This is a genomic window from Kluyvera sp., assembly GCF_965301105.1.
Window position 1 is genome coordinate 1 of sequence record NZ_CBDKZX010000095.1, and the last position, 12,981, is coordinate 12,981.

A 12,981-nucleotide genomic window follows, 5' to 3' on the forward strand; every position below is an offset into this window, starting at 1 on the left:
TCGCGGTCGGCGATGCCGCCTTCGGTCATCACCCGGTCTACCGCCAGGTTAAGCTGCTGTTCAATCTGAGCGACGCTGAGTTCCGGCTGCGCGGTGTCGCCCCGGCGTCGATGTTCCTGTAGCGCGTGGGCGGCGGCTATCGCCTTCTCGCCCCCTTTGACGGCAACGTACATATCAGCAAACCTCGACGTGAGTAGTGCGTGGAATGGCCAGCAGACGCTCGCCGCAGGTGAGGATCAGATCCACGCCGAGCGGGAACGGGTGCGGACGTTCGGTCAGTTCATGCAGAATGCAGTTCGGCAGCTGTGGGGCGATCATCCGTTCTTCGGCGATACCCGCACCGGTCAGGCGCAGCATGCGCCCGCCGCTGAGACTGGGGACCTGCACAATCAGCGTGGCGCTGGTTTCCGGCGCCACCGCGCTGCCTTCACACAGGGCGTTTAGCTGCTCGCTGCTGATGGTGTCGCTTGAGACGGCGAAAGTCGCCTGCTGCGGCTGCTCAACCAGCGGCGCGTTGGTGTGAAAACGCAGGCTCTGGCTGACGATATCGTTATGCAGCGTGTTGGACAGCCACACCGGCGTGTCATTGTCGGCCAGGGTCAGCAGCACGCTGGTGGTGGCAATATTCAGCGGCTGCCAGCCGTGCTTGAGCTGATGCAGCGCGACGATCACGCCCGGCTCGCTCATGGCTTTTAACAGGCGACGAAAGCTGTGCTGGGCATCCTGCACGGGAAGGGTAAAAGCGGTTTCCAGGGTCATGCGTTATCTCCGCGAACCAGCGTAAAGAAGTCGACCCGGCTGGCGTTAATTTCAGCCTGACGTGCGGCAATACGCGCGGTACGGTCGGCTTCCAGCGGGGTAATCAGGGTTTCTGATAAGGTTTGAAAATGGCTGGGCTGCTGCATCAGCGCATCAATCAGTGCGCAGCGCTCGGCGTGGGCTTTATCGCGCCCCAGCACCCAGCTGTAGCCCACGGTCCCGTTGCTCAAGCGCACGGCGGCGCGGGTTAGCGTGGCGTCACCGGCAAAGAAGCGTTCGCCGGTGCCGCCCATGCGGCCCTGTAGCTGGACCAGGCCGGTTTCCGGGGCGCGGAGGGTTTCGTAGTCGGCACGGATATTCAGGGCAACCATTTTTGCCGCCAGACTCTCGGGCTTACTGTGAGACAGCACCGACATCCAGTGCTGACGGGTTGCGGTATCGAGGTGCATTCAGTGCTCCATAATAAATTCGATCATGTCGGCGCGGGTCAGGCTGACGGAGTACTCCATCACCTGGTCGTTGCCTTCACGGTGGTTCAGGGTGCGCACGCACAGCAGGGGCGCCATGTTGGGAATTTCTAAGCGCTGGCTCTCTTTGGCCTGCGCCCGACGTGCGCTGATGCGGGTCTGACTGCGTTTGAGCGCAATACCGGTTTGCTCGCGCAGAAAGTCGTGCAGCGAACCGCTGCTGAAACTTTGCAGCGTGGGCCACAGCGTGAGGTCAGCAAAGTAGTGGTCGATCAGACACAGCGCCACGCCGTTGACCCGGCGCAGCGTGCGCAGGTGAATAACGTTGTCGCCTTCGGCTATGCCCAGCGCTTCGGCGATATGGCCGGAGGCCGGACGCAGTACCGACAGCAGCTTTTCGCTGGTGGGGTGGCTGCCCTGGTCGAGCAGGTTCTGGCTAAAACGCGCCTGAGCGTTCAGCGGGTAGTCAAACGGGCGCATCAGCACCAGCACGCCAACCCCCTGACGGCGCTGAACCCAGCCTTTCTCCACCAGTTGGTCGATGGCGCGACGTAGGGTGTGACGATTCACGTCAAAGCGCGCCGCCAGCTGGTGCTCGGCGGGCAGGTAGTCGCCGCAGCGGTAGTTCTGGCGGAGCTCTTGCTCCAGGCGAGCGGCAATCTCTTGATAACGCGTTGGATAACTGGTCGGATGTGTAGACAGGTGCATAGTCAACAAGACCTCGCTAATCAGATGAAGTGCTTACGCAAACGCTGGGAGAGGAAATCCAGCAGGCTGACGGTGACGATGATCAGCACCATCAATGCGCAGGTTTGCTGGAACTGAAAGCCGCGAATCGCCTCCCATAATGTGACGCCGATACCGCCTGCGCCCACCATCCCGACCACCGTGGCGGAACGGACGTTAGACTCGAAGCGATAGAGCGAGTAGGAGATGAGCAGCGGCATCACCTGCGGCAGCACGCCGTAGAGGATCTCTTCGATTTTGTTGGCGCCGGTGGCGCGGATGCCTTCAACCGGGCCGGGTTCAATGGCTTCCACCGCTTCGGAAAGCAGCTTGGAGAGTACGCCGGTGGTGTGAATAAACAGCGCCAGTACGCCAGCAAAGGGGCCTAAGCCGACGGCCACGACGAACAGCATGGCGAAGACCATTTCGTTGATCGCGCGGCAGGCGTCCATCAGCCGACGCATCGGCTGGTAAACCCACCACGGCACGAGGTTTTCGGCGCTCATCAGGCCGCATGGGATGGAGAGCACCACCGCCAGCGCGGTGCCCCAGACGGCGATTTGCAGGGTGACGGCCATCTCGCTGAGGTAGTCCTGCCACTGGCTGAAGTCCGGCGGGAAGAAGTCGGCGGCGAAAGTCGCCATGTTGCCCGCGTCGGTGAACAGGGTCACCGGGTTCATTTCCGCCCCTTTCCAGGAGACGACAAGCACCGCCAGCAGGATGGCCCAGCTGATCAGCGAGAACCAGCTGCGCTTGGGTGGGGGGATGGTGATGGTGTGTTGCATGGTTGAGCTCCGTGGTTAGTTCTCCCTCTCCCTGTGGGAGAGGGCCGGGGTGAGGGCATCAGCGTGCGCCGTTGCCCCCTCACCCTAACCCTCTCCCCACGGGGGAGAGGGGATCGATCACTGCACCGCTTTAGTCACCGACGTCATCGCGCCAATCGCCGCCGTGGTACGGTCAAGGTCGTTCAGCCGCGCCTGAATCTCGGCGGTCTTCGTGGCTTTATCCGCGGCGTTCAGCGTGTCGTTGCCCTTCACCGTCTGCATCTCTTTAAACAGGGTCAACTGGCGAATCGGCAGCAGCTGGAGATCGCTGGAAGCGCGGAACGGCGCCCAGCCCAGACGTTCCAGCACCGCTTTCTGTTCCGGCGTTTTGCCGTAGTTCATAAAGAAGCTGTAGATCTTGTCTTTGGTGGATTCAGAGAGGTTTTTGCGCCACACAATCGGGTCGCCTGGGATCAGCGGTGATTTCCAGATAACCTTCAGCTCTTTCAGTTTGTCCGGCGCGGAGACCTTCAGCTTGTCGAGGTTTTCGGTATTATTGGTGGCCACATCCACCTGCTTGTTGGCGACGGCCAGGGCGTTGGTTTCATGGCTGGCGTTGACCGTGCGCTTGAAGTCGCTGGCGGAGGCGTTGTTTTTGGCGAAGACGTAGTAGCCAGGGACGAGGAAGCCGGAGGTGGAGTTCGGGTCACCGTTGCCGAAGGTCAGCTCTTTGCGTTTGGCGAGCAGGTCGTTGAGGTTGTTGATCGGGCTGTCTTTGTTGACGATCAGCACGCTCCAGTAGCCCGGCGAGCCGTCGGCGGCGACGGTCTGGGCGAACACCTGGCCGTTGGCGCGGTCTACCGCTTCCATCGCGGAGAGGTTACCGTACCAGGCGATATCCACTTTATTGAAGCGCATGCCCTGAATGATGCCCGCGTAGTCCGGGGCGAAGAAAGCGTTCACCTTTACGCCCAGCGATTTTTCCATGTCCTTCAGGAACGGTTCCCACTGTGGCTTTAAGTTCTGCTGTGATTCCGTCGAAATAATGCCGAAGTTCAGCGCTTTTTCCTGTTCTTCCGCATGCACGGGGCTGAGCAGGGTGCTGAGGCTAAACATGCTGGTGAAGGCCAGCGCGGCAACCGCTTTATAACTCATTTCCATTCCTCATTGTGGGGACGTTAAGCAGCCTGCGCGTTCTGTTCGACGCGGTTTATGCTGCGGTAGAGATGGTCAAAACGTTCGTTATCAAACTGCTGGCTGCTGCCGTCGTAGAACACCTGTCCCTGGCGCAGCGCGACGATGCGTTCGCAGTAGCGCAGCGCATAGTCGACCTGATGCAGCGTCACCACCACGGTGATGCCGTCGGTCTGGTTAATGTCGCGCAGCGTGTCCATGACGATGCGCGCCGATTCCGGGTCCAGCGAGGCGATAGGTTCGTCGGCGAGGATCACTTTCGCCTGCTGCATCAGCGCACGGGCAATGGCCACGCGCTGCTGCTGGCCGCCGGACAGCGTTGATACACGCTGGTGGGCCATATGCGCCATGCCGACGCGGGTTAATGCCTGTAAGGCGCGCTGTTTCTGCTCGCGGGTGAACCAGCCCAAGCAGGTGCGCCAGAAAGGCGTGCTGCCGAGCGCGCCAATCAGCACGTTCTCCAGAACGCTCAGGCGGTTAACGAGGTTGAACTGCTGGAAGATATAGCCGGTGTGGGCGCGGCTCTTACGGATGTCGCGCGCCAGACGGCCCGCCTGCTGTACGGTTTTGCCCAGCAACTCAATGCGGCACTCCGGCGTTTTATCGCCGACGATGAGGCCGCTAAGATGACGTAAAAGGGTGGATTTGCCAGAACCGGACGGGCCAAGCAGAGCCACCATCTCACCGGCGTGAACGTTCAAATCAATAGCGTGTAGTACCTGGTGCTGGTTGAACGTCTTGTTGAGTTTTTCAACGCGAATCATGGTTTGCATATTGGGACCCTCAAAAAAGGTGGCCCCATCGTGGCGAACTCATGTGACATTTGGGTTAAGGCGGGATGACTCGATGATGAATAATTGACGGGAATTTGATGACAGGAAGGGAGGCCGCCGCCTCCCGCGTTGTCAGAGCGTCGGCTCTTGTTGTTTGACCACGTTAATCATCCACGGTACGCCGTACCGGTCGATTACACGGCCAAACCCGTGTGCCCAGAAGGTCTCTTGCCACGGCATTTCTACCTTGCCGTTGGCGGCGAGATTATCGAACCAGCGTTTACCTTCTTTAACGTCCTGAGTGTCGAGCACCAGCGTGAAGCCCGCGTAGTGGGCGTCGTCCGGGGAGATACCGTCGCTCATCATGATATCGCTGCCGGCGATGTGGACGTTGGCGTGGGCAATGGCGCTGTCGGGGAATTTCAGGCCGGAGGGGCATCCACCTTCATCATCCATCGATGAGGGCGGCATTTCGCCGAAGGTGATTTTGTAGCGCAGTTCCGCACCCAGCGCCTGCTGATAGTAGGCAATGGCATCGGCGCAGTTTCCGGAAAAGGCGAGATAGGGACTTAACGGCATAATCGTTACCTCAGGTAAGAGTCGCTCATTAAGTCTAGGTGCTGCTGAGGCAAAGTAACCAGGCGGGAAAGTGCTTTCCCGCCTGTAGGGATCAGTTCTTTTTCACAAACTCAGATTTCAGCTTCATTGGGCCAAAGCCGTCAATTTTGCAATCGATGTTGTGGTCGCCTTCGACCAGGCGGATGTTCTTCACTTTGGTGCCGATCTTCAACATGGAAGAGCTGCCCTTGACCTTCAGGTCTTTGACGACGGTGACGCTGTCGCCGTCAGCCAGCAGGTTGCCGTTAGCGTCTTTGACGATCAGCGCGTCGCTGTCTTGTGCGGGTTCAGCATCGTTCCACTCGTGTGCGCATTCCGGGCAGATGAACATGCCGTTGTCTTCGTAGGTGTATTCGGAGTTGCATTGTGGGCAGTGGGGTAATGACATGGAGTGTTTCCTCAAAAGTGCAGTGCGAAAGGCAAGGGCCTGAAAAAACGGCAAATCGCCGAAAATAGCCCTGATTATACAATAAAACCCTGCATTTGTCGGTGTTATCCCGGACGGGATGAGGAATGGCGGGGAAATTCACCCTCTCCCCCGCGGGGAGAGGGAACCGATTAGTGGTGCGCGGACTCCGGTATTACCTGCGTTTCGGCGTCTGCTGGTTTTGGTGCGCCATAACGTTTCGCATACAGCGCGGTAATAATCGGCACCAGAATCGCGGTGACAATTACGCTGGCGGCAACCAGCGCCGTCGCGGAGGCGGCGACCGGGGCGAACGATGGGTTAATCTGCGCAATAATCACCGGGTTTGCCACGGCAGCGCCCGCTGCGGAGGAGGCGGCGACACCTGCGGTGCCGTTACCGCCACCGATGACGCGGTCAGCAATAATCAGCGGAATACCGGTGATAACGATAACGGCAACACCCAGTACGATACCCAGCAGGCCAGTGTCGAGAATCACGCTCAGGTTGATGGTATTACCCAGCGCAAAGCCGAAGAACGGAATCAGTACCGGCGTTGCTTTGCTGAAGAATGCACGCAGGTCGTGGTCCAGGTTGCCGAGGGTGAAACCAATCAGGAACGGCAGTACGGCGCCGATAAAGTGGTGCGGCTCGAAAGAAGCAAGGCCAGCAGAACCGAGGATAACCATCGTCATCAGCGGGCCGGATTCCAGCGACATCAGGACGAAAGCGCCTGACTCTTCTTTAGTACCATACTGATTCATCAGGCTGGCATACAGGCCGCCGTTGGTCATATCCATTGCTGAGACAATCGCCAGAACGGAAAGTCCGGCGAAGAAACCGGTCTGAATACCCGTATCCGGAATGAACATGGCCGCAATCATTGCCACAACCCAGGCAACGGCGATTTTGGTCAGTACCAGGGTGCCGGATTTACGTAATACCATCCCGGTGGCACGTAAATCAATGGATGCCCCAATGCAGAAGAACCAGACGGCCAGAATAGGCACCGTTCCGCCGATCATGCCTTTGGTGAAAGATCCGAAATATTCGCCGGTGCTCGGTGCGAAGGTATTTAATACCGCGCCTAACAGTAACGGGATAAGCATCATCCCGCCTGGGATTCGTTCCATTGTTGCTTTAATTTTCATCTGGCATCCTCGCCTCGTACCGTCCTCTGACGGCAGAAGAGATTAAGTATAATAATTTCAGTTATTTATGTTGCTATCATCTGGTGTTTTCATGCCAGCGCACTCCGGTTAAGAAGAAATTTTCTGGCATGTTTAAAGCTGTTTCGGACGCTATAATGCATTTACTGGAATGCTGATTCAATGAAAATAAAACGATGTTTTAGTTATATAGATCACACATTTCATAAATGAGAAATGCGCTATGGTGAAATTGAATTGAGCTGTGAATTCTTTGTGAAAGATTCTGAAATATTTTTTTTCTTAAATGAGGGGGGAAAGGAGGTGATTTGCCCGGTTTTTCCACTGGTGAAGCGGCATTCGATAGGGGGAAAGTGAGCGAAATATTTCGGCGCTGTGGCGAGTGTCACTCTTTTGTTAAGTTGATCACAATATTAATCGCTGTTAGGGTAAATAGGATTGCCTCTCTGCGGGATATTTTTCGAGAGGCACCTTATTAACTGACAGACTCGCCATCAGGCCCAACAGGTTTGATTGTCGGAGAACATACTCCAACGCCGACATGCAAACCTGCTACGCTTGGATAAACGGAACCAGACTTGCCACGGTTCCCTTTACGCACCTTCGCAAACGCCTTGCCGTTTGCCCCCACTGGGTGTGCGTTCAAGGCGAAATTGAACGAGGAAAACCATGCTTAGAAGGAAAAAAGTAAAACCGATCACGCTACGTGACGTCACCATTATCGACGATGCCAAACTACGCAAAGCAATCACCGCAGCCTCGTTGGGCAACGCGATGGAGTGGTTCGATTTCGGGGTCTATGGATTTGTGGCCTACGCGCTGGGTAAAGTCTTCTTCCCGGACGCTGACCCAAGCGTGCAGATGATTGCCGCGCTGGGGACCTTCTCTGTTCCCTTCCTGATACGTCCGTTGGGCGGTTTGTTCTTCGGGATGCTAGGGGATAAATACGGTCGACAGAAGATTCTGTCTATCACCATCATTATTATGTCGCTCAGTACATTCTGTATCGGCCTTATTCCGTCGTATGAGTCCATTGGTATTTGGGCGCCGGTGTTGCTGCTGCTGTGTAAAATGGCGCAGGGCTTCTCGGTCGGCGGCGAATATACCGGAGCGTCGATCTTCGTAGCGGAATACTCGCCGGACCGTAAGCGCGGCTTTATGGGCAGCTGGCTGGACTTTGGTTCTATCGCCGGGTTTGTGATGGGCGCAGGGCTGGTGGTTCTGCTCTCGACGGCAGTGGGTGAGGCGAACTTCCTCGAGTGGGGCTGGCGTATTCCGTTCTTCGTCGCGCTGCCGCTGGGTATTATCGGTCTTTACCTGCGTCATGCGCTGGAAGAGACGCCAGCGTTCCAGCAGCACGTGGATAAACTCGAGCAGGGCGACCGTCAGGGTTTACAGGACGGGCCGAAAGTCTCGTTTAAAGAAATTGCGACCAAGCACTGGCGTAGCCTGCTGGCCTGTATCGGTCTGGTTATCTCGACCAACGTCACCTACTACATGTTGCTGACCTACATGCCGAGCTACCTGTCGCATAACCTGCACTACTCCGAAGACCACGGGGTGCTGATCATCATCGCCATTATGATCGGTATGCTGTTTGTGCAGCCGGTGATGGGGCTGCTGAGCGACCGCTTTGGCCGTCGCCCATTTGTCGTGGTGGGTAGCGTGGCGTTGCTGGTGTTCTCGATTCCGGCATTTATCCTGATTAACAGTAACTCCATTGGTCTGATTTTCTCCGGCCTGCTGCTGCTCGCGGTGATCCTGAACTGCTTCACCGGGGTGATGGCGTCGTCGCTACCGGCGATGTTCCCAACCCACATTCGCTACAGCGCGCTGGCCAGCGCCTTTAACATCTCGGTGCTGGTGGCCGGTCTGACGCCTACGCTGGCGGCCTGGCTGGTGGAGTCGACGCAGAACCTGATGATGCCGGCTTACTATCTGATGGTGATTGCGGTGATTGGCCTGATTACCGGCGTGATGATGAAAGAGACCGCCAACCGTCCGCTGAAGGGCGCGACGCCTGCGGCCTCGGACATTGAGGAAGCGCGTGAGATTCTTCAGGAACATCACGACCATATTGAGCACAAGATTGAAGATATCGATGCGGAAATTGCCGCGCTGCAGGAGAAACGCTCGCAGCTGGTAATGCAGCATCCGAAGATTAACGAGTAACGTCTTCCGCGCTGCCGGACGACAGCGCCGACCGACATAACGAGCGATAACCCGGACGTACAGCAGTACGCCGGGTTTTTTTATGCTTAACGTTCGCGGAACGCTTCTGCTTTCGCGCGCAGAATCGGCTTCAGCAGGTAGGAGAGAATGGTTTTCTTACCGGTGATGATATCCACCGACGCCACCATCCCCGGGATAATAATCAGCGGTTTCTCGTCGCTGCCCAGGTGGTTTTTTTCGGTGCGCAGACGGATGACATAGAAACTCTTACCGTCTTTGTCGGTGACCGTATCGGGGCTTATCTGTTCCAGCTTAGCCTTCAGCCCGCCATAGATGGTGTAGTCATAGGCGGTGAATTTGACCATCGCTTCCTGCCCAGGGCGTAAAAACGCGATGTCCTGCGGGCGGATTTTCGCTTCGACCAGCAGCGTGTCGTCCAGCGGCACGATCTCCACCAGGTCGTTCCCCGGCTGGATAACGCCGCCGATGGTGTTGACCATCAGCTGCTGCACGATGCCGCGCACCGGCGAAGTCACCAGCGTACGGTTGACACGGTCTTCAATCGCCTTGCCGGAAGCTTCGGTTTTACTGAGATCGGTACGGGCTTCATTGAGCTGCGACAGCGCTTCGCTGCGATAGCGGCCACGCGTCTCGTTGATTTTGCTCTCAATCTCTTTGATCGCCGCTTCGGCTCTGGGGACGGCCAGCGTCACGGACTCAAGCTGTCCGCGGGTTTCGACTTCAGAACGACGCAGACGCAGAACTTCCACTTTGGAAATCGCCCCCTTGGCGACCAGTGGCTCAGACATGCTGATTTCCTGCTGTAACAGGCCCAGGCTGCGGCGGAACTGTGCGCCTTTTGCCTGATAGTCCAGCAGCTCCTGTTTCTTCTGCACCAGCTGTTCGTTCAGTCCGGACAGTTCGCTCTGAATGCGCTTGTTGACGCTGGCGAACAGTTCCATTTCACCGTTGGCGATATCCGGCGTTTTATTCAGAATTTCGGGTGAGAGCGTCAGGGTTTCTTTATTATCCAACTGGGCGGTCAGACGTTGAATACGGGCCTCCAGCGCCAGACGATCGGCCTCGGACTCGCCAGCGTTAGAGCGAAAACGGGTATCGTCCAGACGCAGCAGCGGCGCGCCGGCTTTGACCACTTCACCTTCGTGCACGAATACCTCGGCGACAATACCGCCCTCCAGGTTCTGGATTTTTTGCAGGCGCGAGGAGGGAATCGCTTTGCCGTCACCACGCGTGACTTCATCAATATCGGCCAGTGATGCCCAGGCAATCATGATGATAAAGAAGCCGAGAATGGCCCACAGGGTGATTCGCACCACGCGTGGGGAATCATCAATGAGCGCCTTATTCACCTCGTTAGCAGTGAGCGTTGACGCGTTTTTGTCGCCAAACAACCACTTCATAAAGCGGGTAAGTCGGTTAGCGTTGCGCATGAATTTGTCCTTTCTTCAGTGCGTTCATCACGCTTTCTTTCGGACCATCGGCGATGATTTTGCCATTGTCGAGGATGATCAGTCGGTCGACCAGCGTGAGCAACGAGGCGCGGTGGGTGACCAGCAGCAGCGTTTTATTGCTGACCATGGGGGCTAGCGACTTCTTAATCAGATCTTCGCTGGTGTTATCCATGGAGCTGGTCGGCTCATCCATCAGCAGCACCGGTGGATCGAGCAGCAACGCGCGAGCCAGGGCCACGGCCTGTCGCTGGCCGCCGGAAAGATTCATCCCGCGCTCACCGACCTGCATGTTATAGCCGGACGGGTGACGACGAGCGAATTCATGCACCCCCGCCAGCGTGGCGGCGCGCAGCATGGTCTCTTCATCCACGTAGCTGGCACCGCTTAACAGGTTGTCGCGCAGCGTGCCGCTGAACAGGTGAATATCCTGCGGCGCGTAGCCGATATTATGGCGGACGTCATTGACGTCGAGCTGACGAGCGTCGATGCCGTCAATCAGAATGGTGCCGCCGTCAGGTTGGTAGAAGCCAACCAGCAGCTTGGCCAGCGAGCTTTTGCCGGAGCCGCTACGGCCAATAATCCCGACCTTCTCACCCGGCTCAATTTTCAACGAAATACCGTTGAGTGACAGGTACTGGTTTTGCGGATAGTGGAAGCTGACGTCGCGGAATTCGATGGCGCCAGTCAGCGTCTCGCGCTTCAACGGCACTTCATTTTCTTCGACCTCTTGCTCCAGATCCATCATGCGGTCGATGGTCGCTTTGGTCATTTTGGCGCGCTGGTAGCGGGTGATCAGGCTACACAGCTGGCCAATCGGCATCATTGCGCGACGGTTGAGCAGGTAGCAGGCGATGAGCCCCCCCATGCTGAGATTACCGGCGATAATGCTGTAAACCCCAACGATAATCATCGCCACGCCAGCAATTTTTTGGACCCAGGCGGTAAAGTTGACAGCAATATAGGAGAGCGATTTTACCCGCAGCTCCAGCTTGCTCAGTTGGCCGATAATTTGTTCCCACTGGTACTGACGCTCGCTTTGCGCATTGTTGACCTTGATGGCATCCAGACCCGTTAGCGTCTCAACCAGCATGGCCTGTCGCTCTGTCGACAAGCGATATGTTTTCTGAACCTGTGTTTGTAAAGGCTTCTGGATCAGCCAGTTCACAACCAATGCGATGGGATAGCACAGCAGAGGAATGAACGCGAGCGGACCGCCGACAATGGCAATAACCAGCAGCACCAACAGCGTGAACGGGAAGTCGATGAGCATGGTGAGCGTTAGCGATGAAAGAAAATCCCGAATGGATTGGTATTCCTGGAATTGCTGTGTGAAGCCGCCGACGCGTTGAGGGCGCTGCTTCATCTTCATTCCGAGCAGGCGTTCAAACAGCGCTGCCGAGACAATCAGATCGGTCTTTTTTCCCGCGATATCGAGACAGACACCACGTAAAATTTTAAGAATAAAATCAAAAACAAAGGCGATCGAAATGCCGATAGCCAGTACCCAGAGGGTGGCGGTCGCCTGATTGGGCACCACGCGGTCATAGACGTTCATCACGAACAGCGGCGTGGCAATGGCGATCACGTTGATGATAAAACTGGCGACGATAGAGTCAAGATAAAGGAATTTAGACAGTTTTAGCGTGTCTTTAAACCAGGATTTGGTACGAGGAATGGTCGCCGTGGGTTGGCTGCCGAACTCATGTCCCGGCTGAATAAAAATTGTTTTCCCGCTGTAGTTCTCCGCCAGCGTTTCGCGCGCAAGCACCTTTTCGCCACCTTCGGTTTCGGCGGATAGCAGGCGGGCGCGCTGTTGATCATCCCAGCCGATCAGCACCGCGGCCTGATCGTTTTTGAGCAGCACGATGGCCGGCAGCGAGAGGGCGGTAATTTTTTCCAGCGGCCTCTGCAGCACACGCGCTTTTAACCCCGCGCGCTGAGCGGCTCGCGGAAATGCGCTCAGGGTCAGTCGGTGTGCTTCAAGCGGTAAACCGGCGGTTAATACATTTCGGCTGGTGATGACGTTGTGCAGTTTGCACACAATCATTAGCGAATCGAGTAAGGGATCATCATGGTTTTGACGTGGGTCGAGTCTGATGTGGTCATCAGTAGAGGTATTTGCTTGCTCAAGTGGATCAGTATAAGACGCCATAATCCGACCTTATATACCAGCGAAACAATCGCTAAGGCTAAAGAATATAATGGGTTATCCCATCGTGAGATGAGATAACCCGCAGGTCCAAAATCAGTTACTTCAAGTCAGGTAAATTACTGTGTGCCGTTTGCTGTACCTCGACCGGCTGCGCGGCAGACGGTGCCTGAATATTCAGCTGTTTTAACAGATCGCCGATGCGTGCATTGATACGGTAGGTGGTGAACATCTCCGTGAACTGCATCTCAACGTAACGGCGCTGGGCGTTGAACACTTCGTTTTCGCTGTCCAGCATATCCAGCAGGCTAC

General features: G+C 56.6%; 13 protein-coding genes and 1 pseudogene. 1 reads left to right on the top strand and 13 read right to left on the bottom strand.

Features of this window, described 5'->3' with window-relative positions; all coding sequences use genetic code 11:
* From ACW14G_RS20235 to kdgT, 10 genes are all read right to left on the bottom strand, one after another.
* Positions 1–173, bottom strand: a 173-nt coding sequence (locus ACW14G_RS20235; protein WP_455648742.1) for a carbon-phosphorus lyase complex subunit PhnI, incomplete at its 3' end; no start/stop codon positions are given.
* A 1-nt stretch (position 174) separates the two neighbouring features.
* Complete coding sequence (phnH, locus tag ACW14G_RS20240) at positions 175–759, bottom strand: phosphonate C-P lyase system protein PhnH (protein WP_163447506.1); 585 nt, start codon at positions 757–759, stop codon at positions 175–177.
* The gene (gene phnG / locus ACW14G_RS20245) at positions 756–1,208 is read right to left on the bottom strand and encodes a phosphonate C-P lyase system protein PhnG (RefSeq protein ID WP_163447505.1); all 453 of its coding nucleotides are present in this window, start codon (positions 1,206–1,208) and stop codon (positions 756–758) included. Before phnG ends, phnH begins: the two co-directional genes overlap by 4 nt.
* Positions 1,209–1,934 carry a phosphonate metabolism transcriptional regulator PhnF gene (phnF, locus tag ACW14G_RS20250; RefSeq protein ID WP_249022446.1) on the bottom strand — a complete coding sequence of 242 codons (726 nt, stop codon included), beginning with the start codon at positions 1,932–1,934 and terminating at the stop codon, positions 1,209–1,211.
* A gap of 20 nt (positions 1,935–1,954) precedes the next feature.
* Complete coding sequence (gene phnE, locus ACW14G_RS20255) at positions 1,955–2,737, bottom strand: phosphonate ABC transporter, permease protein PhnE (protein ID WP_167577090.1); 783 nt, start codon at positions 2,735–2,737, stop codon at positions 1,955–1,957.
* A gap of 117 nt (positions 2,738–2,854) precedes the next feature.
* Complete coding sequence (phnD, locus tag ACW14G_RS20260; RefSeq protein WP_163447502.1) at positions 2,855–3,871, bottom strand: phosphonate ABC transporter substrate-binding protein; 1,017 nt, start codon at positions 3,869–3,871, stop codon at positions 2,855–2,857.
* 23 nt (positions 3,872–3,894) lie between these two features.
* Positions 3,895–4,683: a phosphonate ABC transporter ATP-binding protein gene (gene phnC, locus ACW14G_RS20265; protein ID WP_167577088.1), complete on the bottom strand. Its 789-nt coding sequence runs from the start codon at positions 4,681–4,683 to the stop codon at positions 3,895–3,897.
* A gap of 132 nt (positions 4,684–4,815) precedes the next feature.
* Entirely contained in the window at positions 4,816–5,262 is a 447-nt protein-coding gene (yjdN, locus tag ACW14G_RS20270) for a VOC family metalloprotein YjdN (RefSeq protein ID WP_163447500.1), read from the bottom strand.
* Positions 5,263–5,353: 91 nt separating this feature from the next.
* The gene (locus ACW14G_RS20275; protein WP_064546752.1) at positions 5,354–5,689 is read right to left on the bottom strand and encodes a zinc ribbon domain-containing protein YjdM; all 336 of its coding nucleotides are present in this window, start codon (positions 5,687–5,689) and stop codon (positions 5,354–5,356) included.
* A 170-nt stretch (positions 5,690–5,859) separates the two neighbouring features.
* Positions 5,860–6,858, bottom strand: a complete 999-nt coding sequence (kdgT, locus tag ACW14G_RS20280; RefSeq protein WP_249022444.1) for a 2-keto-3-deoxygluconate transporter — start codon at positions 6,856–6,858, stop codon at positions 5,860–5,862.
* A 687-nt stretch (positions 6,859–7,545) separates the two neighbouring features.
* On the opposite strand from kdgT, the gene proP reads away from it, so the two are divergent.
* Entirely contained in the window at positions 7,546–9,048 is a 1,503-nt protein-coding gene (gene proP, locus ACW14G_RS20285) for a glycine betaine/L-proline transporter ProP (RefSeq protein ID WP_065356608.1), read from the top strand.
* 86 nt (positions 9,049–9,134) lie between these two features.
* Here proP and ACW14G_RS20290 read toward each other — a convergent pair whose 3' ends face one another.
* The 3 genes and pseudogenes from ACW14G_RS20290 to ACW14G_RS20300 form a co-directional block, all read right to left on the bottom strand.
* Positions 9,135–10,469, bottom strand: a complete 1,335-nt coding sequence (locus tag ACW14G_RS20290) for an HlyD family type I secretion periplasmic adaptor subunit (RefSeq protein WP_249023379.1) — start codon at positions 10,467–10,469, stop codon at positions 9,135–9,137.
* 16 nt (positions 10,470–10,485) lie between these two features.
* Entirely contained in the window at positions 10,486–12,672 is a 2,187-nt protein-coding gene (locus tag ACW14G_RS20295; protein WP_283164037.1) for a type I secretion system permease/ATPase, read from the bottom strand.
* 97 nt (positions 12,673–12,769) lie between these two features.
* A pseudogene (locus ACW14G_RS20300) lies at positions 12,770–12,981 on the bottom strand (TolC family outer membrane protein); the annotation flags it as partial.